Source organism: Nonomuraea sp. NPDC049269 (assembly GCF_043197155.1).
In the GTDB taxonomy this organism is placed as follows: Bacteria; Actinomycetota; Actinomycetes; order Streptosporangiales; family Streptosporangiaceae; genus Nonomuraea.
In genome coordinates this window covers 697,352-719,938 of record NZ_JBICSO010000005.1, presented here as the reverse complement: position 1 = coordinate 719,938, position 22,587 = coordinate 697,352, and the positions used below count along the sequence as shown (strand labels likewise).

Sequence of the window (22,587 nt, the reverse complement as noted above, 5' to 3'; positions counted from 1 at the left end):
AGCCCGAGGCCGACACGATCCTGTCCGGAGACCCGGCCGGCAGGCCCTGCCCCACGGTTAAGCCGGGGTGATGCGCAGGAGGTCGACCGCGTTCTTCGTCAAGGACAGGACGCGGTTGAACTCGGCAGGCCGGTCCATGCTGAAGATCGCGTTCCGGGCGAACGTCGTCCTCCGTCCAGCCCTCGCCTTCGGTCTCATCGCACCCCGCCCCGCAGCTCATCGAGGATCCGAACCCAGGTCCCATCCAACGACCAGCGGCGATGCCGATCGCAGGCCGCCACTGGGGAGTCAGGCATCGAGGGCCATGCTGGAGGACCTCGGAAGGTACGCGGGGTCCTCCAGCGGCCGGCGGTTGTTCGGTCAGCTGACGGTGGCGGGTTGGGCGGACAGAAGGGTTTGGGTCCAGCCTTCGGTGCCGACGGCGCTCTGGCTGCTGAGGTCGTCGCCCTGGCCGTCGTAGGGGTTCTGGTCGGCGTAGCGGTGGAGGGAGCCGTCGCTCCGGTGGCCGTAGTAGACGCCGCCGCCGGGCGACAGGAGATGGTCGAAGACCTGCCAGGTGGCGTCGCGAAGCTGGTACCTCTTATAAGAGTCGGGACCGTTGATCTGGTAAGAGATCAGCTTGCCATCAGCCGTTGTGCCGAGAATCCAGCCAGGGCCGGTCGCGGTCAGGGTCTTGAGGGTGAAGCCGCCGCCGATGAGGGTGCCGCCGCTGATGTTGTCGATCGTGGGCTTGAGCGCATTGACGGTGTAGCGGCGCAGGGTCCCGTCGGCGATGCCGAACAGGTAGCCGTTGCCGTCGTAGGCGAGCAGGTCGTGGGTGAAGCCGCTGCCGAGATAGACGGGCTTCTCGAAGATGAGGCTGTCACGATTGCTCTGGATATCGACCCGGTAAAGCCGGCCCTCCGGCCCCTTCTCGGTGACCAGGAGGGTATTGAAGTCCAGCGTCGCCATCGCCTTGGGAGTGAAACCCAGGGTGGTCGTGGACACGAAGGCGCCACGCGTGCGCTGTCCGGTAGCAGCATCAATGGCGGTGTAGGTCAATTTCCCGTCCGGCATCGCCCCGTAAACCGAGGCGCTCTCCACGGAGGAGGTGGCGGGGTTCTGCGCGTGGGTGAGGGTCTCCCAGCCCAGGAAGTGCGACGCCCCGGCGGGGCGCTTCTGCTCGATCCACTGCTTGGCGTACGGCATGTCGTAGCCGAGTCCGTGGTGCAGGGCGTTGTAGCCGACCTCGAAGTGGTCCCCGAGGTCGCGGGTGACCTTTCCCTTGCACAACCACGACGGGACCGTACCGCCCAGTTGCAGTTTGGCGTGGAAGTCCATCGCGAACCGCAGCCGGTGCTTGGCCTTGGCGTACAGGTCCACCCCCTGGATGCGGGCCGTCTCGGCGACGTGGGAGATGGCCGCCAGGCCCCAACCGGTGTGCCAGAAGTCGCGGCACGTCTCCTGGGTCAGGCCGTCTACGAACGTGGTCTGCCCGTACCAGTAGTCGATGATCTCGGCCTTGGTGTTGTACGTGCTGCCCGGCGGCGCCTTGGGCAGCGAGCCGTCCGTCTTCAGGTAGATGTAGGCAGGCAGCCTGCCGCGCCAGGTCGCGACCGCCCGGTCGAACGAGGCCCGGTCGTCCAGGTGCACGGCGATGCCAATGGCGGCATCGGTCATGATCAGTTCCCAGTTGCCGTTGTTGTCCGGCCGCCCGGCGATCAGGGTCGGGAGGTACACGGTGCGCAGCTTGCCGGCGAAGCGGGCGGCCTGGCTCCAGCCGCCGTAGGTGTGTTTGATGAGTTCGGCGGCGCGGGAGAAGTTGGCCCCCGCCCAGCCGGTCTGCAGCGGTGCGTTGCTCCCGGTGTGCTTGGTGATCACAGCTGACCAGGCGTCCATGATCTGGATCGCCTTCTTGGCGTAGCGGGAGTCCTTGGTCAGATACCACTGCAGGGCGTGCGTGTAGGCCGCCATGGCGTCCTCACGCTCGTCGGAGCAGCCGTTGTCGGGAATGGAATTCCCGCCGCAGTTCACGTCGGCGCGGGGCTTGGCCGTGTAGGACAGCGAGGCGTAGGAGTGGCGTTGCAGTTTACTCCAGGCGGCTCGCCACGGCTCCTTGCCCAGGTTGGCTCTGACGAAGTCGAGCTGAGCCCGGCTGACCAGGACCCCAGGATGCTTGAACACAGCAGCCTGCGCGGGTTGCGGGACAGCTAACGCGGCGGCCACGAGCATGGCGGCAGCAACAGGACGAGCGAAACGCACGGGATTCCTTCCCAAAGGGACCTGACTGGACAGAGAACGGCGTAGCCGGGGCTTTTACGGGGTAGTCGGAGCCAGACGCTCGAAGCAGGCTTTCCAGCGAGTGGCCGGCGTTCGCGGCCCTGGCACCTGGGCCAAGCTTATGAGCGCCTTGATCATGGCATCCCGGCGCCGCCACACCGATCCGCAACCACGGCTTGCCGCCAGAACGGCTCGATGGCCCGGGGCAGCCCCTTCAGACCATCGCAGACCACCCTCACGCATGCTTGTAATCACTTCTCCCTGCGACGGCTGCACCTGACCAACGGCGGAAGCGGCAGTCTTGCGAAGCGCCAGGGCCGGCCGTGCCGATTTTCAGGAGCACCGACCCGGCTCGTGCGCCTCTGCGGATGCGGAGCGATGGTAGTTCAGCCTGGTATGTCGGCGGTATGTCGTCACTTTCGCGCAGCGCGTGGAGTTCGCCGCACCGCAAACGGCTGCCGCCGCGGCGCAGGGGAATCCATCTAAATATGTCGACGAATTTCAGGCGGATGACATTGCGAGGGCGGCCTGTGATGGACCCCGGTCGGCGCCGGGGCCCATCATGCGTCTCAGCTGACAGTTCCTGGTTGGGCGGACAGGAGGGTCTGGGTCCAGCCGTCGGTGTCGATGGGGACCTGGCCGCTGAGGTCGTCGCCTCGGCCGTCGTAGGGGTTGGCGTCGACGTAGCCGTGCAGGGATCCCTCGGGGCGGTGGCCGTAGTAGACGCCTCCGCCCGGTGAGAGCAGATGATCGAAGACTTGCCAGGTGGCGTCGCGCAGCTGGTAACGCTGCCAGGAGTCGGCACCGTTGATCTTGTAGGAGATCAGTTGTCCGGCGGCGGTGGTGCCGAGAATCCAGTCCGGCCCGGTCGTCGTGAGTGTCTTCAAAGTGAAGCCGCTGCCGATGAGGGTGTTGCCGGTGATGTCGGCCAGGGTTGGCTTCGTTTTGGTGAGGTTGTAGCGGCGTAGCACGCCGTCGGCGATGCCGTACAGGTGGCTCTTGCCGTCATAGGCCAGCAGGTCGTGGGTCCAGCCGGTGCCGAGCAATACCGGTGGGTCAAACGTGACGGTGCCCCGGTTGGAGATGATGTCAACCCGATACAGCTTCCCGCCGGAGTCGTCCTGGGTGATCAGCAAAGTGTTGTAGTCAAGCGTGGCCATCGCCTTGGGCTTGAACCCCAGGGGGACGGTCGAGAGCTCGGCGCCACGGGTACGCTTCGCGGTTGCCGCGTCGATCTCCGTATACGTCAGCAGCCCGCTCGGCAGCACCCCGTACACCGGCGCGGCCCCCTTCGGCCCGCTGACATAGGGCCAGATGGCGTTGACGATGAGCTGCGCGTCACCGGCCTGGACCTGGTAGCGGTCGGGATAGGCGGACCCCTGGACGCTCTGGCACACGTCGCCGATCGGCGCGGTCCGCCAGCTGTTGTTCGGGTATTCCCGGAGCATCTTGTTGAGGAAGGCGTTGGTGGCCCATGTCGGGTCGAGCCGCTGGGACTTGCTTCCCCAGGTGGCGCGCTGCTGGAAAAGTCCCAGGCTGTCGTGGTCGACTTCCTCGCTGATGTTCTGGATGCTGGTCTCCACGATGGTCGTGGTCACCGCGATGACGGCCGCCCGCGGCTCCAGCCCGCGGTCGTGCACGGCCTTGATCACCATGCGGGCGCAGGACACGCGGTATGCGGACATGTAGCCGCGCATCTTGTCGTCGAGGGTCTGGTTGAGCTGGGTAGCCAGGGCCGCGTCGGTCGATGTCGTGCCGCCGGGATCGCACGCGGCGAGTTGGTAGGCGGCGGTGACGTCAGACGCGCTCACCTCCGGCTCCGGATCGAGGGCCGCGGCCGAGGGGGAGGCGATGGCGCACAAGGAGATCACGGCCGTGGCCGCAACGGCAGCCTGCGACAGGAACGCGCGGAGTCGCCCGTTCACGAGCTGGTCACGGTGTTGGGCTGGGCGGACAGGAGGGTTTGGGTCCAGCCTTCGGTGTCGATGGGGACCTGGCCGCTGAGGTCGTCGCCTTGGCCGTCGTAGGGGTTGGCGTCGAGATAGGCGTGGAGGGATCCTTCGGGGCGGTGGCCGTAGTAGAGGCCGGCGCCGGGAGACAGCAGGTGGTCGAAGACTTGCCAGGTGGTGTCGCGTAGTTGGTAGCGGTCCCAGGAGCCGGCGCCGTTGATGCGGTAGCTGATGAGGGCGCCGCCTGTAGTGGTGCCGAGGATCCACTTTGTGCCGGTGGCGGTGAGGGTTTTCAGGGTGAAGCCCTCGCCGATGAGGGTGTTGTTGGTGATGCCGGCTGCGGTGAGGGTGTCGGTGGCGTTGAGGGTGTAGCGGCGCAGGGTGCCGTCGGCGATGCCGTACAGGTAGGTGCTGTCAAAGGCCAGCAGGTCGTGCGTCCAGCCGGTGGCGAGCGGGACCGGCGGGTTGTGGACGAGGGTGTCTCCGCTGTTGGAGATCACGTTGATGCGGTAGAGCTTGCCGGTGGTGTCGGTGATGAGAACGGTGTTGAAGTCGAGGGTGGCCAGAGCCTTGGGAGTGAAGGGCAGGGGGGCGCCGTGGATGGCACCATGAGTGCGGTTGCCGGTAGCGGCATCGAGGGCGGTGTAGGTGAGGCTCCCATCCGCCAGCACCCCGTAAACCGACACCCGACCGCTCGGCCGACTCGTCGCGCCGACGGGCTCGCTGTAGCCGACGATGTCGGAACTGGAGCGGGGGCGGGAGTGGGCTCTGGTGTGGCCGCCGTCGGTGTTGCCCTCGATCGTATAGACCGTGCTGGAGTTCGCGGAGGTCACGAGGCCGACGTGGTCGATGCCGCCGCCGTCCCAGTCGAACACGATCGCGTCGCCGGGCTGGGGCGTGTAGCCGCTGCCACGGCTGTGCCACGTGCCGTACGCCTCGCCGTACTCCCTGAAGGATTGCGCCCACCCGGTGAGGATCCCCCCACTGGTCTCCGGTACGTCGGCGTAGGTGACACCGGCCTTCTTCCAGACGTACTTGGCGAAGTCGGCGCACCATTCGCTCTTCGCCCACTTGATGCCGTCGGTGGTCGGGCACCCTGAGGTGTCCTTCCAGCCGCCACGGAAGTACCCGGTGTAGAAGTTGCACTCCGAGGAGGTCTGGTAGTTGCGGCTTGAGTTGTTGAGTTCGTCCTGCGCCACGGAGACGATCGACGAACGCGCCACCGCCATGGCGGGCGCCGGTGAGATGGCGACCACGCCGAGAGCGAGGGCGAGCACCGCTAGGAGACCCTTGAGAATCTTCATGATCGGAGCATCGAGAGGCGCGCTGCAGGTTCGCTCTAAGCCCTTTCCAGTTCTGTAGTCTGAGGACGTCGGAGTGGTGGCAGGCGCGCGGCGGCAGGGTGCGTGAGCTCGGCGAACTCTCTGGCCTCGTGCTCGGAGAAAATTTCCAGCGCGGTGGCGAGCATCGCCTCGGCGGCGCTGTCGCCGCGCGCCGCCAGCACGGCTGCGAGGTCGCGTCTGGCCCGAGCTGCCGGCAGCGCGGTGCCGAGCTCCTGCGAGATGGCGATGGACTCGATCAGGTGGGCTTCTGCCAGGTCCAGTTCGCCCTCGGCCAGGTGGAGCTCGCCGATGGTGCGCAGCATCAGAGCCTCGCCGTACCGGTCGAGATGGTTTCTGCACACGTCGAGAGCATCGACCATCGAAGGCAGGCAGGCGGCGCCGCGGCCCTGCCGGATCTCCACCTTGGCCCACGATTGGACCGCGAACGCGATCATCAGCTGTTCGCCGGAGGCCCGCAGCATGGCGAGGGCCTCGGTGCTGTCCCGCTCGGCCTGGGCGTAGTCGCCGAGAGCGCGGTGGACCAGGCTTCTGGTCCGCACGGTCAGTGCCTCGCCGCGCCCGCTGTCGGCGCTCCGGTACGCGGTGAGGGCCTGGTCGAGCAGCGGCCATGTGGCGTCGTACTCGCCGAGCTCCAGGTGGATAGTGGCGGAAAGACGGCAGGTCGCGCCGATGCCGATGTCGTCGCCCAGCAGGCGGAACAGCTCCGCCGATCTGGACAGCAGACCCAAGCCCTCGCGCAGGCGGCACTGCTCCCGGCAGGCGCCGCCCAGACCGGCCAGGGCGACGGCCTCGCCCCTGCGGTCCCCGGCTTCGATGAAGATGGTGAGCGCCTGCGACAGGTGCTCACGCACCTGGTCGAAGTGATCGAGGCTGTAGTGGATCTGGCCCAGCCCGGCCAGCAGTGCCGCCTCGCCGAGCCGGTTGCCCGCGCGACGGGTCGCCGCCAGCGCCGCAGCGTGGCTGCTGTGCCATTCGGCCAGCCGGTTGGCGGAGAAGACGCGGAAGAAGGAGAGCGCCGTGGCCAGGTCGCAGGCGGCCACGTCGAGGTCGAGACAGGCGGCACGCCCGACCGCCACGATCAAGGCCGGTGTCTCGGCTTCCAGCCATGCCTCGGGGTCGGCCACGACTCGCCTGGCGACGTGGTCGTCCACGGGAAGTGCGGAAGCATAGTGACGGCGCAGCTCGACCTCGCCGGACGGTACCCGGGAACCGACCTCGATGATCAGCTGGAGCCAGCTGCCCAGCGTACGGGTGATGGCCGCATCTCGCTCGGCAGCGGTGTCGCAGACTTCGGAGCATTCGGCGGCGAAGACCCGCAGCAGATCGTGCAGCCGGAAGCGGGACTGACCGACCGCGTCGATCGTGACGTGATCGACGAGCTGTGCGTCGACGAGCCGTTCGACGACGTCATCGGCGTCATCGGCGGGGATGTCCAGCAGCGGGGCGACGATCCACGAGGGGAAATCGGGGGTACCGAGCAGACCGAGCCGGCGAAACGCCGTCTGAGCCTGCTGGTCCAGTAATCGGTAGCTGAGCCCGACGCTGGCCCGGACGGCCACGTCCCCGGCGACGAGTTCGTCCAGCCTCCGGTGCTCTACGCCCAGGCGTCCTGCCATGGTGGCCAGCGTCCAGTGCCGCCGGGTAGCCAGCCGGGCTCCGGCAGTCCGTACGGCCAGCGGAAGCAGACCGCAAAGCCGGACGATCTCAGCGGCGGCGTCCGGCTCCGCGGCCAGGCGATCCGCACCGAGGATGGAGCCGAGGAGCGCGAGCGCGCCTTCGGTGTCCAGTACATCCAGATCGGTCAGGTGGGCGCTGGCGAGCCCGGCCAGGCGTCCCCGCGAGGTGATCAGGACCGCGCATCCGGTCCCGCCGGGCAGCAGCGGGCGGATCTGCTGCTCGCTGCGAGCGTCGTCGAGGACCAGCAGGACCCGGCGCTGCGCCAGCAGGCTGCGGTAGAGATCAGCCCGATCCTGCGCGGACTCGGGTTGGGCGGTGTAGGGGATACCGAGCGCGCGCAGGAATCTGCTGAGCACCTCCTCTGCTGTCGCCGGACTGTCGGTGGTGCCCCGTAGGTCGGCGAAAAGCTGGCCGTCCGGATACCGATAGCCCGCCTGACGCGCCAGGTGCACCGCGACGGCGCTCTTGCCCACTCCGCCCTTCCCGGAGATGACAAGCACCGGCGGCGCGGTGTGGTTGATGTCAAGCAGGGGCGTGAGGCCGGCGATGAGAGCTGCCCTGCCTACCAAGTCCGGTACGTCCGCCGGAAGTTGCGCCGGGATGACCCGCCCGTGCTCCTCCATGGCCGGCTGGGCCAGCGGAACGAAGCCCAGCACAGCGACATCCTCGCGGAGGATCGCCTGATGCAACGCGCGCAGATCGGGACCGGGGTCGATTCCGAGCTCCTCGGCCAGGGCCTTGCGACCGTCCTCGTAGACCGCCAGTGCTTCGGAGGATCGGCCCAGCCGGTAGAGCGCCGTCATCAGGTGGCCGCGCATCCGCTCGCGGGCGGGGTGCGCGGCCACCAGCGAGGTGAGCTCCGCCACTACCTCGCTCTGCCGGCCCAGCTGCAGCTCGACAGCGATCCGCTCGTCAACGACGGTCAGCCGCAGTTCGGTCAACCGGGCCACATCGGCGCTGAGTGCCTCCCCAACCCCGTCCAGTGCGGGACCGCGCCACAACCTTTCCGCAGCGCGCAGCGACCGCGCCGCATCCTCGTGCCGTGCCTCCGCCACGGCGCGCCGGGCGTCGTCGGCGAGCTGCTCGAACGCCCGGACATCGAGGACTCCGCGGTCGAGTCTCACGAGGTATCCGGGAGGCCGGGTCTCGATCAGATCGCCGCCCAGCTTGCGGCGCAGGGCGGAGACGTAGGTCTGGACCAGTCCGCGAGCGGTGTCAGGAGCATGAGCGCCCCAGACCAGATGCACCAGCCGATCGACGGAGACGACCTGGCCTGCCCGCAGCAGCAACGCGGCCAGCAGCGCGCGTGGTTTGGGACCGCCCAACGCTACCCAATGATCACCGTTCCACACCTCGACCGGTCCGAGCAGGCGAAATTCCACTGCTACCTCGCATGAGGGCATTTGCAGAGAACTTACAGCGAGCCGCCTCATGATCATACAAATGAAGACTCAGCGGAAGGATCCCCCCACGCGAATGACAGATGAACCGATCGTGCTGATGTCTGATCGCCGAGTCTCGGCCATCCCCGCGATGGAGTGCGGCGAACCGCTCTTCGACCTGCGCAGGGTGCCGTCCATGCTCGTGGACGATCGCCAGGCCGACCCGGCCGGGGACTACGCGCACCTGCGCGTGGGCCTGGTGGACCGATTGCTGATCGCGCAGGGCAGGCTTCCCGCCGGGCTGCGGTTGCTGATCGTGGAGGGCTACCGGCCGCTCGCGCTGCAGGAACACTACTTCTCCCGGTACGCCGCTCGACTGCGCCAGGCCAATCCCACGTGGACCGAGGAATTCGTGCACATCCAGGCCAGCCGCTCCCTGGCGCCGCCGGAAGTGGCCCCGCACGTGTGCGGAGCCGCCGTCGATCTCACGCTGGCCGCCGACGACGGCACCGAGGTGAACATGGGTACGCCGGTCAACGCCGGGCCGGAAGAGAGCGGCGGCGCGTGCTACACGCTCCATCCAGAGATCTCCCCTGAAGCCTGGGCCAACCGACGTCTGCTCGGCGACGCCATGTCCGCGGCGGGGTTCGTGAACTACCCGACCGAATGGTGGCACTGGTCCTATGGTGACCGGTACTGGGCCCTCATGACCGGTGCACCCGCAGCTCGTTACGGACCCTCTCGGATGAGGTGACGGCGCCCATCCCCCTGGAGAACGTCCACACTTGGAGGGCAATTCGGACACGAAGGCCTTGATCGGCCGCGCGCGAGCGTAGAGCTGATAACACCGGTGCGCGCCCGCGATTTCCGTCGGTGTCGCGGACGCGACGGCCTTCCGCCGAGTGGCAGAGGCGGTCGCGGACGGGTGAGGTAGCTGAGGCGGCAGTAGCTGGTATCCACCGATCTGCGGCCCGACAGGCCGGATGCCCCTTTCGACGAAGTCGATCCCGCAGGCACGGTCGGCCCGGCCACAGCGCAGCGAGCCCCAGCTGCTCGTTCCGACATCCCACATCACGACTGATCGAGCGGCACTCAGCAGCTGATCTTCACGTTCGCGGCGGTGGCGCCGCCTGCGCTGTCGGAGTACATCCACACACGCCAGGTGTAGTTGGTACCGGCACAGCCCTTTTCGACGACCGCACTCCTGCCGTACTTCGTGTCCCAGGTGTCATTCGCCACGGTTTCCCAGCCGTACCACCGCTTGCGCTGAAGCCTGAGCGTGACTTGGCCCTTGCAGTCACTCGACGCGGTGCCCGCACCGATCACACTGGTCCCGATGCTGGTCCTTTTAGGGGTACCCGGGAACAGGACGCATTTCGCTGCGCCGCTGGATTCGACGCGGGCAGAAGCTGCCGCTGCGGGCTGGACTGCCGCGACCAATCCGGCGGTCAGAAGAGGTACGACCGCCGTAGCGACCAACTGCGTACGAATACTCCGCATCACAGAACCATTCTTTCAATGCGAGTACGATAAGGAGACCCAGATCAGAGGACCCAAGAACGAAAGGGACTTTAGTAGCGACCGGTATAGCCTCGGTATGCTGAGCCGCGATCGGCACCGGGTACCCGGTTACTTCGCTCAACGCCCACCACCTCGCCCGCCGCCTAAGGCGACAGGTCATCACCCTGGGCGCGGCCGTCATGATCGTCCCAAGGCTCCGCCGGATCCCGCCCCGCCTGGGTGCTCCTCGCCCCAATCGTCGACGGCCTCGGCATTGGGCACGGCCATCGCCCCCGGGTCGCCACCCTCCTGCCTCGTGGACATACCACCCGATCTGCGCGTGCGCGTCTACCATCCGGTACGGCCCGGCACGGGAATCGGTGGAGTCGCGGACAAACCGGCACGCCCACCCCGACGGAGTCACATCCCGACACGCGACCAAGGGACTCATAATCCGTGGGTCGTGGGTTCGAGTCCCACTCACCCTACTCACTTTGTGAATCTAGATCACAAGATATCTCCGTGGTGTGTACATAACTTTGTCGAAGCGCTAGCTCGGCTGTCAACGGTAATGCCGACGGGCACTAGAGAAGCACGTGCCCCGCCAATGAGACGCCTGCAAGACTGAGCCGGATGTCCCGCGCAAGCGGGTTTCGACGACCCTGCCCCGCTGGCAAGACTGGCACCACCCCAGGCCAGACGAACTCACCGGGCTGCACCTTTGAGCAGCGCCCCCCAGACCCGCTCCGCCTCGGCCGCCATCGTCCACGCCGTCTCGTGGATCACGCCATCGGTGGAACGCCGGACGAACGCCAGCCCACCCGCGACGCAGAACTCGTACCAGGGCACGCAACGACTACACGTGTGCCGGCGCACCCGAACCCACCCGCACCGAGCGGCCGGGCTCATCCATGCGAGCTGCTCGTGATCCCTCCGGAGAGGGGCCACGTGGAGGCCGTGATACTCCTCCAGCGGGTCCTGTGCCCCGCTCATCGCCGAACCTCCGTACGAGGCAGCGCGAACCAGGTCGCCTTGCCCGCCAGTCCAGGGCACGTGGCGAACCCCTGCGGGATGCAGCCGTACAGCCCGGCCGACAGCTCCGCCACGATCAGCAGTCCCCGGCCGTTCTCGGCTTGAGTGTCCGTACTCCGCAGCATCGGGCGGACGGCTCCTGCGTCGACCACCATGCAGACCACTTCGACCGGATCGACCCGTACCACCAGCTCGTACGGCGCGTCACCGTACAAAACCGCGTTGGTGACCAGCTCGCTGACCATCAGCACGGCGTCATCAACCAGATTCCGCCGCAGACCGACCATCAGAAGTACGCGCCGTACGAGGTCGCGAGCATCACCGACCGCCCGAGCGTCATCGCGAAGCCGCCAGACCATACTCCGCCCGAGAGGGCCTGACCGATCCGCCACCGCAGCCGTCACCGATGTCATAGGGCCTCTCCTCGAACAGCCTTGGCCATTCCGCCCGTCGAAAGGATCTCTTCGACGCAGCGACGAGCCACACCCACCGATTGCGCGACTCCCGGCAACCCGATCTCGCCGAGAAAGAGTCCGTTCATTGCCTCACCTCCCACACACACCAGCGCCGGTTTGCCCGAACTGCAGCGCATTCATGACTAACCGAATTAAATGGATGGACAATTCCTTTTATGACCGGAATATTTTCTACTGGGCCCATCTTCAGACTGGGCGATCAGACCGGATGCGGCCACACCTTGTGCGACCATGCCGCCGTGCCTGTTATTGCTTGCCCTGGCCACTACACAGGGTGCCTGCGGTGAGCTACATTACGGAATGAAATTAATGGCACACCGTTCGGACAGTTCCGTATTGCTGGCTGTCCGATTGACGTAGGACTCTCGCACCACTCGTCAGACTGGAGTCACGGATGCCCGCACCCATTGAGCTTGATCCCACGGCCAGCCCGTTGGCCTTCTTCGGTGCCGAGCTACGCAAATTCCGAAAAAGGGCAAAATTGTCCCAGGAGCAATTGGCGGAGAAAATCAGGTTCAGCCCCAGCCTGGTCGGCCTCATTGAGAGAGCTCAGCGGACACCGAGCAAGGACCTCGTACAACGCTGCGACGAAGCCTTGAGAGCTGACGGGGAGCTACTTCGGCTCTGGCCGCTCCTGAGCCGGGAGGCGAGCCCTCGATGGTTTCGCGAGTGGCTGGACATCGAGCAGGAAGCTCACACTCTGCGAACGTGGCAGCCCCTTCTCGTTCCTGGGCTGCTGCAAACAGAGGAGTACGCTCGCGCCATGCTGCGTGGCGAGCCTGGTGTCACAGACGAGCAGGTAGAAAAAGCCGTACAAGCACGTCTGGAGCGCCAGGTCATTTTGTCCCGTCCCAATCCCCCCATGTTGTGGGCGGTCCTCGATGAAGGCGTCCTCCAACGCCCCGTCGGAGGACGAGAGATCATCCGTCGCCAGCTTGAACACCTAGTCGAGATGGCGAAAATGCCATGTATCGCTGTCCAAGTGGTCCCCATAGCTCTTGGTGTCACCACAGGGATCCTCGGTGGCTTCGTGATCGCACAGATAGCCGGAAGTCCGGATATCGTGTATTACGAGTCCACCGGACGCGGGCAGGTTACTGACCGATCGGAGGACGTCATTGCGCTCCATACGAGGTACGACGCCATCCGAGCTGAGGCACACCCCCAACATGTGTCTGTCGAGCTACTCAGAGAGGCAATCAAGGCATGGACGTGAACGACGAACTGAGGACCGCCGCCTGGCGCAAGGCCACCATGAGCGGACCCAATGGCGGAGACTGCATCGAGGTCGCCCCCTTGTCCGGAGGACGGGTGGCCATCCGTGACACCGAGAGTCCAGGACAGGCACCGTTCGTGGTGACGGCAAGCGTTTGGGATGCCTTCCTGGACGGGGCCAGGCGCGGCGAATTCGACTTCTAAACAGCCGGCAAGATCGGGCTGGACGGGTTCCGCACGACTCACGGACCGCTCTGCCCGGACGCTCCGCTACGCGATGAGGGGCGCCGACTTCGGGCACGAACCGGAGGCGAGGCACTGATCTACCGATCCTGGCCTCCGGTCGCGCTCCCGCGATCGCATCGCAGCCACGAAAGAGCAGGCAGGGGCCTGTCTTGATGTGGCCGTCCCTGGCCCGCCTTCTGAAGCGGCTGAAGACGAACAGTGAGACGCAGGGCAAGGGCCTCGGCAAGACGCTCCAGCATGGGGATGGTAGGCATCGTGCCGCCAGCCTCAAACCGCGCCACAGCCGGCTACTTGAGCCCGGCCCGCTCGGCCAGTTCAGCCTGGGTCAGACCGAGCTCTTCACGGCGGTTCCGTACGGCCGCACCTAGTTCGAAGCGCAGACGTGCCGCCTCATACGCGGCTCCGGCACCGGGGCGGCTCATGATCTCTGCGTCATGCGCGACGACGTGGTGTGACTGGCGAGCTCTCGGTGAAGCTCGCCGCCACGAGGGCGTGAGCCCGAGTTGCCTAGGGAGCGATTTACGGTGCGAGCCGAAGCCGACCAGCGGCCTGCCCTGGCCCCTCCAGGTAGAGAAGCAGAGGTCACGCCACCAGGGCGCCCTGTCGAGGTAAGTGATGTCGCCGGTCGCCACGCACAGGCGCCAGCTCAGCACATGGCGTCCGCGTCTCTATGGTGACGTGGACCCCGGCGGCGATGAGGCGACGAACTAGCCCTCTCGTAGTAGCTGGCGGCGGCACACGAGCTCGGCATCCTGCACCGCGATCTGAAGCCGCCCAACCTCATGCTGCGCCGGGACGGTTCCATCCAGATGGTGGACTTCGGCCTGGCCCTGATGGACGATCCCGAGCTGACCAAGCTGACCATGACCGGTCAGCAGCTCGGCACCGCCGCCTGCATGTCCCCCGAGCAGGTCAGCGCCGGTAAACCCACAGAGAGGAGCGACATCTACTCGCTGGGCGCCGTGCTGCACGAACTCCTCACCGGTCGGCATCTGTTCACCGGACCATCCGAATACAGCGTGATGGACCAGCACATCAACACACCTCCCACAGCAGTCGGGCAGCTCCGGCCGGATGTGCCAAGGGAGCTGGACGAGCTGATTCTGGCCATGCTGGAAAAGCAGCCGGAAGACCGCCCTGCGACGGCGGCCGAGGTGCACGATCGGCTCATGCCGTACCTCGCGGGGACGGGACCGCTCGGCGACAGTCGCGTCGCCAGATCGGCGAGCTGGAAGTCGGCGTCGGCGATGTGGACAAGGCTCGCGTCACACTCACGGACTTGCGGAATGACCTCACCAGGCTCTACGGCCCAGACCACGGCGCGATGATCCGCGTGTCCGAGTTGCTGGCAAGTCTTTCCTGACGGCGTTCGCCGTTTGCCCGGATCGCGCTCATGCCCACGGCAGATGCCGGCTCCTGGGCACCGACCCGCTACGCCACCAGGAACAGCACGACCCATTCACCGACGAAGCGCCGACCGAGGCCCGCCTGAGGATCTTCGGGTCCTCACATCAGCATGATGGCAGAATGTAACCATGTCGCCACCCCGAGCAAGATACTTCAATACCACCGGCCCCTGCGATCCGCAGCTCCACTACATGCTGCCCCCCACACCACGGCTACCCGAGGCGCGGGCGCTCATCGAGATGGACCGCTACTTCGTGCTGCACGCGCCCCGGCAGACCGGCAAGACGACCATCCTGGACGCCCTGGCCTCCGGCCTGACCGCCGAGGGCGACGTCGCTGCCCTGTCGTTCTCCTGCGAGCGTGCCAAGTCGGCCGGCGACGACTACGCCGCTGCGGAGTCGCTTCTGCTGGATTCCCTCCGCGAGGCCGCCGATCTGTCGGGCTGGCGAAAGGAGCTGCTGCCGCCGGATTCCTGGCCGCAGGTCACGCCGGGCAGCCGGTTCGGTGCGGCGCTGCGGGAGTGGTGCCGGCGCTGTCCGCGCCGGGTGGTGCTGCTCCTCGACGAGATCGACGCCCTGCAAGGCAACAGCATGGTCAGCATCCTCAGCCAGCTCCGCGACGGCCACAACAAGCGATCGAAGGGCTATCCGTTCCCCGCGTCGATGGTGCTGTGCGGACTGCGCGACCTGCGCGACTACAAGGTCGCCTCGGGCGGCGCTCCTGACCGGTTCAATGCGGCCAGCCCGTTCAACATCATCGCTGACTCACTGCGCCTGGGCGACTTCACCGCCGACCAGATCGCCGAACTCTACGACCAGCACACCCAGGCGACCGGCCAGGAGTTCACCAAGGACGCGGTGGACCGGGTCTTCGAGCTGACCCAGGGACAACCCTGGCTGGTCAACGCCATCGCCCATGAGATCACTTTCAAGATGGGGGTGACCGGGACGATCGGCGACGGACAGGTGGATAACGCCAAGGAGCGGCTGATCCGGGCCCGCGCCACCCACCTGGACTCCCTGGCGGCCCGGCTGCACGAGCCCCGCGTCAAGCGGGTGATGGAACCGATCGTGGCCGGTGGCCCCTACACCGACCGCAGCAACTCCGACGACCTGTCCTACGCCCGCGATCTGGGCCTGATCACGCAGAAACCTCCGCCGCAGGTGGCCAACCCGATCTACCGGGAGGTCATCCTGCGCGTGCTGGGCGACCTGACGGAACAGAACATACACGCCGACCCGCACAGCTTCGTGCTTCCCGACGGCCGGTTCGACCTGCCACGCCTACTGGAGGAGTTCGTCGTGTTCTGGCGCGAACACGGTGAAGTCCTCATCCAGCAGGAGGGATACCACGAGGCCGCCTGCCAGATCATCCTCATGGCCTTCCTGCACCGCCTGGTCAACGGTGGCGGCTACCTCGACCGTGAATACGCCGCCGGCACCAAACGCCTGGACGTCCTCGTTCGCTGGCCGTACAGCGGTCCCGACGGTGGACGACTGATGCAACGCGAGGCCATGGAACTGAAGGTGTGGCGACCCGGCGCAGACGACCCGAAGCCTGAGGGTCTGGCCCAGCTCGACCGCTACCTCGACCGGCTGACCTTGCCAACCGGCGTCCTGGTCATCTTCGACCGCCGCCCCGAAGCGTCACCCTGGAAGGAACGCGGCGGCTTCGAGCAGGCGACCACCCCGTCCGGCCGCCAGGTCACCGTCCTGCGTGCATGAGGGGTGTCCTGGCTCGGTGAGTGTGCTGTCATGCAGCCTGTAGGGCGTCAATACCCCGTCAAACCACAGGTCAGGGCCATCGTGGCTGCATTTTGACGCGGAACAAGCTCGCCGCCAGGTCGAGCGAGCTGATCATCCCTACGCAGCCGCTCCGGATCTCGAACGCCGGCACGTTCCCGCCGAGAAGGTGCATCCGCAGGTAGTGCTGGGGCTGCCAGCCGTTCGGGCCGGCGGATAGAGCAGCAGGTCGAGATAGTGAGGGGGACTCACCCCAACGGTCGTACGCGTCCAGGAGCGCGAGCCGCGCCATCTCGGGCGCGGGCTTGTCACCGGCCACCGCCGCGCCGATCTGCTGGAACTTCTCGGCCTCCTCCTCCGGGTACCAGCCCTCACGAACCGCCTGCTCGGCGCTCACGCTGTCAGGGACGCCGCTCATCCGATTTGTTTGGGTCCCGGAATATGTGTACTCCGGCCTTTCAAAGAAAGAACCGGGAAATAGACCGGCGCGCCGCAGAAGCAAGGATAGGGTCGGCTCATCGAATAAGGCAAGATCATGGTCAGCGACATTCCGTGATCACAGCCAGACGGAACGTGTTTAATTCTGGGAATGCTCTCTTCCGCTCCACGTCACGGCATTTCCGAAGGCAATTCGGATGACGGAAGAACGGCGCCGGGCCTCGCCATTCGGCTCAGGCCCGGCGCACGTCGGCTCAGGCGGGCACTCTGGTGCAGACGGTGTTGTTGAGCTTGAACTCGGCCGGTATGGCGTTCGTCCCGGTGGCGGTCGCCGAGAAACCGAAGCTCTGGCTGGAGCCGGGGCCGATGTAACGGTTGTGGGTGTCGTCGCGGGCGGTCACCTGGGTGCCGGTCTGGACCACCACGGCGTTCCAGGCGGTCGTGATCTGCTGGTTGCCCGACCAGGCCCAGGTCACGGTCCAGCCGTCGATGGGGGTCGTGCCGGTGTTCCTGATGGTCACGCTGCCGTTGAAGGCGCCGTCCCAGGCACCGGTGGCATAGGCGACCTCGCAGGACGTGCCCATGTTGAGCCCGCCGCGCAGGAAGGTCGCGAAGTTTGCCCAGGTGGGATTCAGCGTGCCGGTGCCGACGCTCTCGCCGCAGTCGGTGGTGGTGCGGACGGTCTGCAGGCCGTAGTGGGCGGGGTCCATGACCTGGACCATCAGGTGGTCCGCGGCGGGCACCGAGACGAACGTGGCGTCACCGCACTGAGCCTTGATCCTGTCGTAGAGCAGGACGCTCTGCCCGTGCGGCACCAGGAAGTCGGCCTGGCCGTGCAGGAACATCAGCGGCGGGTCGTTGGCGTCGACGTACGCCATCGGATTGGCCTGGGCCACCGTGGCCGGGCACGTCTGGATCGGGCAGCCGACCAGGAGGGATTCCGGGGAGGCGGGAGAGTTGTGGTCCAGCCCGCCGGTCGGCAGGTTCTGCGCGTTCATCTGCAGGAAGTCGGTCGGGCTGTAGAAGGCGATCCCCGTCTGTACGGCGCTGGAGACTCCGGTCGTGCCGACGGTGCCCTCCAGCGCCGCCACGCCGCCGGACAGGGTCGCCATCTCCGTCAGCCAGCCGCCCGAGGATTCGCCCATGATCGCGAAACGATTGGGGTCGAGGTTGTACGTGGCGGCGTTCGCGCGCAGCCAGCGGATGGCCGCCTTGATGTCGTGCACCTGTGCCGGGAAGACGGCTTGGGAGCTGGACCGGACGCTGACGCCGGCCACGGCGAAGCCCAGCGGGTTGAAGATGTCCGCGATCGCGTCCGCGCCGGTCTTGCCGTTGTCACCCGTCCACGCCGAGCCCTTGTGCCAGATCAGCAGCGGCCGGGGCGTGATGCCGGTGGACGGCTGGTAGAGATCCAGGAGATGCCCCTTGCTACCGGCCGGTTGTGCGGGCGCGTAAGCGATGTCGGTGATCGCCTGCGCGGCGTGGGCCGGCGGCGCGAAGTATGCCGGCACACCGACGGCGGCCAGCACGGTCATCGCCACGCCGACGAGCATGGCCGTGCGGGTTCGAGCTTGCATGGTGCGACTCCGGTCAGTCGGATGATCGCCGCTTCCCCAGTGGCCGTCCGTAGTCTCCTGCGACGCCGGGGCAGCCGCGATCAGCACGCCGACCGTGGCGCCTGCGAGAACGAACGTCCCGCTCGAGTGCCGTGGCTCACATCGATATGGACGGGGAGACGATATGGCACGTAAGTCACGATGGTCAAAGTTTTCGCCGCACCGCGCTAACCGACCAGGAAAAGAAGCATAAAACGTACTTTATAGGCAGATAGAGCGACGACAGGCTCAGATCATCCATGGCATGCACAGGCAGCCAGAAAAAGCGACCCCAGGAAGTGACGGCGGCCTTACCGACGGTAAAACCTGCACAGCTCCGCGATAACGCCGATGGAGGTTTCAGCTCCTTCCGCGAACGATTCGGCCCTGACAATTTTCGTGGCGGTTTTTGAGTGCTAGTGTCCAGCTTCATGATCTCCCCAGCCCCAGGAGGATGAATGCGAAAGGTACGCGCTGTTCTCGCCTCGGCCGTCATGGTCCTCGGCGTGTCGCTGACCATCGGCACCGCCCCGGCGCATGCCGACGGCGCCGCCAAACTGTCCGGTGTCTTCACGGACCTTTCGGAGTGCGAGCGCATCGGAACCAAGGGCATCACCCAGAACTGGTGGGACCACTATTCATGCGTATGGGAGCCCCGGTACGGCTACTACTTCCTCTACGCGTGACCCGGTGAAACGCGCGCACCCCCGGCCGTCAGGATAGAACCGGGGGCGCGTGCGCTCGCCACCGAGGCCTCGTACCGGCTCGGCGGCCGGCCGGGGGCGGCGGCCCAGGCTGCGATGAAGGCATGGGTTTCTTCGGGTGTGGCCTGGTAGGGGGCTTGGGGCCGAAAACGTTCGGCGATGATGACGCGGCGGAGCTTGATCGCCATGTCTTCGAAGGACGGTTCGGTCGTGGTGGTGTACCAGCGGGATCGTGCCCGTCGTTCGGCGGTGTCGGCAGGGCTGTGTCCGTGGGTGGCGTACCACAGGATGGTCAGGCTGCGGCAGATCATGCCGAACGGCACGGTGCGTTGCACGCCGGGGAGAGCAGGTCGGTGGTGGTCAGATTCTCGCGCTCCCCGGCACGTCAGCTCACGTACGAGTCGTACCCGAGTTTGATCGCGACCGCCACCCCGCACCCCGCGGCCAGATACCGCAGGCTCTGACCGGGCAACCGGCGGGCGATCTTCGGCCCCAGCCACCCGCCCAGCAGGAACCCGGCCGCCAGCGGCAGCGCCGCCCCCCAGTCCACCGGCCCGAACAGCGCGAACCCCAGCGCGGCCACCCCGTTCGCCAGCCCGGACAGCATGTTCTTCATCGCGTTCAGCTTGGCGGGCGACTGGTCGAGGAAGCCCGACAGCACCGCGAACATCATGATCCCGCCCGCGGCCCCGAAGTACCCGACGTAGATCGACACGGTGAACAGCGCCACCCGCAGCAGCATCCCGTGCTCGCCCCCCGGCCTGACGGAAGGCCGCCGGATCAGCAGCAGCGAGGCCCCGGCGATCAACCACGGAGCGACCAGCTCGAACGTCCGCGCCGGAGTCACCAGCAGCAGCAACGCGCCCGTCGCCCCGCCCAGCGCGGTCACCCAGCCGAGCCGGAGCACCCGGCGGCCCTGCCCCGCCAGTTCGGGACGTGACCCGACCGCCGCGCCCACGCTGGTGAACATCAACGCGACCGTGTTGGTGACGTTCGCGGTCAGCGGCGGCAGGCCGAACGCGAGCAGCGCCGGGTACGAGACGATCGACGCCAGGCTCACCACCGTACTGACCACCCCGGCGACCACCCCCACCCCGAGCAGGCCGAGAACCTCACCGGTGATCACCTGGCCATGCTAGGCCGTGTCCGTTTTGTCCCCGACGCCGGGTATCCATCCGCGGCGGTCAGGACTCCAGCCCGAGCAGATCGACCGACCGCTTGCGCATCTCCACCTTGCGGATCTTCCCGGTGACGGTCATCGGGAAGGCGTCCGTCACGTGCACGTACCGCGGGATCTTGAAGTGCGACAGCCGCCCCGCGCAGAACTCCCTGATCGCCTCGGCCGTCAGCGGCTCAGCGCCGTCCCGCATGATGACCCAGGCCATCAGCTCCTCGCCGTACCTCTCGTCGGGCACCCCGATCACCTGTACGTCCGCGACGTCCGGGTGGCGGTACAGGAACTCCTCGATCTCGCGTGGGTAGACGTTCTCCCCGCCGCGGATGACCATGTCCTTGATCCGCCCGACCACGTTGACGTAGCCCTCATCGTCCATGGTGGCCAGGTCACCGGTGTGCATCCAGCGGGCGGTGTCGATGGCCTCGGCGGTCTTGTCCGGCTCGTCCCAGTAGCCGAGCATGACCGAATACCCGCGCGTACACAGCTCACCGGGCTCGCCGCGCGGCACGGTCAGCCCGGTCTCCGGGTGCACGATCTTCACTTCGACGTGCGGCAGCACCCGGCCGACGGTCTCGGTCCTGCGGGCCAGATCGTCGTCGGACCTGGTCATCGTGGACACCGGGGACGTCTCTGTCATGCCGTAGCAGATGGCGACCTCGCGCAGGTTCATCTCGCTGACGACGCGCTTCATCACCTCGACCGGGCAGGGCGACCCGGCCATGATGCCGGTTCTGAGCGTGCTCAGGTCGTACCCCTTCACCACCCCCAGCTCGGCGATGAACATGGTCGGCACGCCGTACAGCGAGGTGCATCTTTCGTCCTGTACGGCCCGCAGCGTCGCCTCCGGCTCGAAACTCGGCGCGGGGATCACCACGCAGGCCCCGTGCGAGGTGGCGCCGAGGTTGCCCATGACCATGCCGAAGCAGTGGTAGAAGGGCACCGGCAGGCAGACCCGGTCGGCCTCGGTGTAGTGGATCAGCTCACCGACGAAGTAGCCGTTGTTGAGGATGTTGTGGTGCGACAGGGTCGCGCCTTTGGGGAAGCCGGTGGTGCCGGAGGTGTACTGGATGTTGATCGGATCGTCGAAGGACAGCTCCGACATGCGGGCCCGCAGCCGGTCCTCCTCGACGGTCTCGGCCAGGAGCGCGTCCCAGCCCGGGTCGTCCAGGTAGACGGCGTCCGCGAAGCCGATCTCCTCGACCATCGCGCGATAGTCGCTGGCCTTGTGCGTCTGGGCGCTGATCAGCAGCCGCATGCCCGACTGCTTGACCACGTACTCCAGCTCGTGGCTTCGGTAGGCCGGGTTGACGTTGACCAGGATCGCGCCGATCTTCGCCGTGGCGTACTGCACGAGCACCCACTCGGCGCGGTTGGGTGCCCAGATGCCGACCCTGTCGCCCTTCGCGATGCCCCTGGCCAGCAGGGCGAGCGCGAGACGGTTCACATCGGCGTCGAGCTGCGCGTAGGTCCATCGGCGCCCGCTGGGGACGTCGACCAGGGCCTCCCGGTCGCCGAAGGCCGCGACGGTCCGTTCGAGGTTCTCGCCGATGGTCTCGCCCAGGAGGGGGGTCGGCGCGGTGGCGCTGGAGTACGACTGCATGTCCATAGTGTCGGCCTCGTTTTACCGTACGCACCAGACCCGCGTTCAACCTATGGCTGGGGCCTGTCCTCCCACACCGGCGGCGGCCCGGGAGCTGTACACCTTTCCCCCAGATCGCACGTCTTACCGCGTCCACACTTCTTCGCCTCAGGAGTCACAGATGCGTCTCCATTTACGTGCTCTCGTCGGCCTGGCCACGCTCGCTGGAGCGTTCCTGCTCTCGACGCCGACCCCCGCTCAAGCCGCTCCCACGACCGCAGGCACCTATCGCGGTGAGGGCGACGACGTGGTCCGTATCCCCGCGACGTCCAAGCCGAGCATCGTGAAGCTGACCCACCAGGGCGAAAGCAACTTCGCCGTATGGACGCTCACCACGAGCGGGAAGCAGGTGGACCTCCTCGCCAACACGATCGGCGATTACCGGGGCACGGCCGCGTTCAACGTCAACGGCCTCAACAAGATCCGCTCCTTGAGCGTCACCGCCGACGGCGCCTGGACCCTCCAGGTTCTCCCGATCAGCAAGGCCCGCTACTGGGCGATCAAGGCGAAGGGGTCCGGCTCGGACGTTCTGCGACTCACCACGGCCAGCAAGGGTCTGCGTCGCCTGACGATCCGCCACAGCGGCGCATCCAACTTCGCGGTGTGGGCGCTCGACAATCGCGGCCAGTACTCGAACCTGCTGGTCAACAAGATCGGCACCTACAAGGGGCGCGTCGTCCTGCCGTCAGGTACCCGGTACGCCACCATCACAGCGGACGGGGCCTGGACCATCAGTCGCGGATAGCCTCCCCACCCTCATCGAGCGATGGTCGGCACCCCTGTCTGATGCGGCATAGGTTGGGCCG

Annotated in this window: 21 protein-coding genes; 7 read left to right on the top strand and 14 right to left on the bottom strand. The window is 66.7% G+C overall.

Annotated elements, in window-relative coordinates:
• Window positions 1-57 precede the first annotated feature (57 nt).
• The 5 genes from ACGFNP_RS30745 to ACGFNP_RS30725 all read right to left on the bottom strand — a co-directional run bounded on the left by ACGFNP_RS30745 (window position 58) and on the right by ACGFNP_RS30725 (window position 8,610).
• Window positions 58-198, bottom strand: a complete 141-nt coding sequence (locus ACGFNP_RS30745; RefSeq protein WP_358325443.1) for a hypothetical protein — start codon at window positions 196-198, stop codon at window positions 58-60.
• Between the two features lie 162 nt (window positions 199-360).
• A complete protein-coding gene (locus tag ACGFNP_RS30740; protein WP_393324846.1) occupies window positions 361-2,241 on the bottom strand; it encodes an alginate lyase family protein in 1,881 nt (626 codons plus the stop codon).
• A 587-nt stretch (window positions 2,242-2,828) separates the two neighbouring features.
• The gene (locus ACGFNP_RS30735) at window positions 2,829-4,184 is read right to left on the bottom strand and encodes a hypothetical protein (protein WP_393324844.1); all 1,356 of its coding nucleotides are present in this window, start codon (window positions 4,182-4,184) and stop codon (window positions 2,829-2,831) included.
• Window positions 4,181-5,512, bottom strand: coding sequence for a CHAP domain-containing protein (locus tag ACGFNP_RS30730; protein WP_358325437.1), 1,332 nt, complete (start codon window positions 5,510-5,512; stop codon window positions 4,181-4,183). Before ACGFNP_RS30730 ends, ACGFNP_RS30735 begins: the two co-directional genes overlap by 4 nt.
• A 35-nt stretch (window positions 5,513-5,547) precedes the next feature.
• Window positions 5,548-8,610: a BTAD domain-containing putative transcriptional regulator gene (locus ACGFNP_RS30725; protein WP_358325435.1), complete on the bottom strand. Its 3,063-nt coding sequence runs from the start codon at window positions 8,608-8,610 to the stop codon at window positions 5,548-5,550.
• Between the two features lie 118 nt (window positions 8,611-8,728).
• Here ACGFNP_RS30725 and ACGFNP_RS30720 point away from each other — a divergent pair, with 118 nt between their 5' ends.
• Entirely contained in the window at window positions 8,729-9,364 is a 636-nt protein-coding gene (locus ACGFNP_RS30720; RefSeq protein WP_358325432.1) for a M15 family metallopeptidase, read from the top strand.
• Between the two features lie 338 nt (window positions 9,365-9,702).
• On the opposite strand, the gene ACGFNP_RS30715 is transcribed toward ACGFNP_RS30720, so the two are convergent.
• The 3 genes from ACGFNP_RS30715 to ACGFNP_RS30705 form a co-directional block, all read right to left on the bottom strand.
• Window positions 9,703-9,936, bottom strand: coding sequence for a hypothetical protein (locus ACGFNP_RS30715; RefSeq protein ID WP_393324841.1), 234 nt, complete (start codon window positions 9,934-9,936; stop codon window positions 9,703-9,705).
• A gap of 879 nt (window positions 9,937-10,815) precedes the next feature.
• Entirely contained in the window at window positions 10,816-10,959 is a 144-nt protein-coding gene (locus ACGFNP_RS30710; RefSeq protein WP_393324839.1) for a hypothetical protein, read from the bottom strand.
• A gap of 140 nt (window positions 10,960-11,099) precedes the next feature.
• A complete protein-coding gene (locus tag ACGFNP_RS30705; RefSeq protein WP_393325093.1) occupies window positions 11,100-11,501 on the bottom strand; it encodes an ATP-binding protein in 402 nt (133 codons plus the stop codon).
• 511 nt (window positions 11,502-12,012) lie between these two features.
• Between ACGFNP_RS30705 and ACGFNP_RS30700 the strand changes: the two genes are divergently transcribed.
• Both ACGFNP_RS30700 and ACGFNP_RS30695 read left to right on the top strand, forming a co-directional pair.
• On the top strand, window positions 12,013-12,834 hold the full coding sequence (locus ACGFNP_RS30700) for a helix-turn-helix transcriptional regulator (RefSeq protein WP_358325423.1): 822 nt from the start codon (window positions 12,013-12,015) through the stop codon (window positions 12,832-12,834).
• Window positions 12,825-13,037 (top strand): DUF397 domain-containing protein, encoded by a 213-nt coding sequence (locus tag ACGFNP_RS30695; protein ID WP_393324837.1) that lies wholly within the window; start codon window positions 12,825-12,827, stop codon window positions 13,035-13,037. Before ACGFNP_RS30700 ends, ACGFNP_RS30695 begins: the two co-directional genes overlap by 10 nt.
• 329 nt (window positions 13,038-13,366) lie before the next feature.
• Here the strand turns inward: ACGFNP_RS30695 and ACGFNP_RS30690 are convergent, their stop codons facing one another.
• Window positions 13,367-13,501 carry a helix-turn-helix domain-containing protein gene (locus ACGFNP_RS30690; RefSeq protein ID WP_393324835.1) on the bottom strand — a complete coding sequence of 45 codons (135 nt, stop codon included), beginning with the start codon at window positions 13,499-13,501 and terminating at the stop codon, window positions 13,367-13,369.
• 303 nt (window positions 13,502-13,804) lie between these two features.
• Between ACGFNP_RS30690 and ACGFNP_RS30685 the strand changes: the two genes are divergently transcribed.
• Together ACGFNP_RS30685 and ACGFNP_RS30680 are read left to right on the top strand one after the other, a co-directional pair.
• A complete protein-coding gene (locus ACGFNP_RS30685; RefSeq protein ID WP_358326025.1) occupies window positions 13,805-14,407 on the top strand; it encodes a serine/threonine-protein kinase in 603 nt (200 codons plus the stop codon).
• A 207-nt stretch (window positions 14,408-14,614) separates the two neighbouring features.
• The gene (locus ACGFNP_RS30680) at window positions 14,615-16,210 is read left to right on the top strand and encodes an ATP-binding protein (protein WP_358325418.1); all 1,596 of its coding nucleotides are present in this window, start codon (window positions 14,615-14,617) and stop codon (window positions 16,208-16,210) included.
• Window positions 16,211-16,280: 70 nt separating this feature from the next.
• Here ACGFNP_RS30680 and ACGFNP_RS30675 read toward each other — a convergent pair whose 3' ends face one another.
• Together ACGFNP_RS30675 and ACGFNP_RS30670 are read right to left on the bottom strand one after the other, a co-directional pair.
• On the bottom strand, window positions 16,281-16,646 hold the full coding sequence (locus ACGFNP_RS30675; protein WP_393324833.1) for a hypothetical protein: 366 nt from the start codon (window positions 16,644-16,646) through the stop codon (window positions 16,281-16,283).
• 274 nt (window positions 16,647-16,920) lie between these two features.
• Window positions 16,921-18,243: a cellulose binding domain-containing protein gene (locus ACGFNP_RS30670; protein WP_393324831.1), complete on the bottom strand. Its 1,323-nt coding sequence runs from the start codon at window positions 18,241-18,243 to the stop codon at window positions 16,921-16,923.
• A 476-nt stretch (window positions 18,244-18,719) separates the two neighbouring features.
• Here ACGFNP_RS30670 and ACGFNP_RS30665 point away from each other — a divergent pair, with 476 nt between their 5' ends.
• On the top strand, window positions 18,720-18,947 hold the full coding sequence (locus ACGFNP_RS30665) for a hypothetical protein (RefSeq protein ID WP_393324829.1): 228 nt from the start codon (window positions 18,720-18,722) through the stop codon (window positions 18,945-18,947).
• Here ACGFNP_RS30665 and ACGFNP_RS30660 read toward each other — a convergent pair.
• Genes ACGFNP_RS30660 through ACGFNP_RS30650 form a run of 3 tightly spaced genes read right to left on the bottom strand, consistent with a single transcriptional unit; the run spans window position 18,938 to window position 21,742 of the window.
• Window positions 18,938-19,300 (bottom strand): hypothetical protein, encoded by a 363-nt coding sequence (locus ACGFNP_RS30660; RefSeq protein WP_358325407.1) that lies wholly within the window; start codon window positions 19,298-19,300, stop codon window positions 18,938-18,940. The two genes, ACGFNP_RS30665 and ACGFNP_RS30660, sit on opposite strands and share 10 nt — an antisense overlap.
• A 50-nt stretch (window positions 19,301-19,350) precedes the next feature.
• Window positions 19,351-20,091, bottom strand: coding sequence for a sulfite exporter TauE/SafE family protein (locus ACGFNP_RS30655; RefSeq protein WP_358325404.1), 741 nt, complete (start codon window positions 20,089-20,091; stop codon window positions 19,351-19,353).
• Window positions 20,092-20,149: 58 nt separating this feature from the next.
• A complete protein-coding gene (locus ACGFNP_RS30650) occupies window positions 20,150-21,742 on the bottom strand; it encodes an AMP-binding protein (RefSeq protein WP_393324827.1) in 1,593 nt (530 codons plus the stop codon).
• Window positions 21,743-21,902: 160 nt separating this feature from the next.
• On the opposite strand from ACGFNP_RS30650, the gene ACGFNP_RS30645 reads away from it, so the two are divergent.
• Complete coding sequence (locus tag ACGFNP_RS30645; protein ID WP_393324825.1) at window positions 21,903-22,526, top strand: hypothetical protein; 624 nt, start codon at window positions 21,903-21,905, stop codon at window positions 22,524-22,526.
• The last annotated feature ends 61 nt before the right edge of the window (window positions 22,527-22,587 follow it).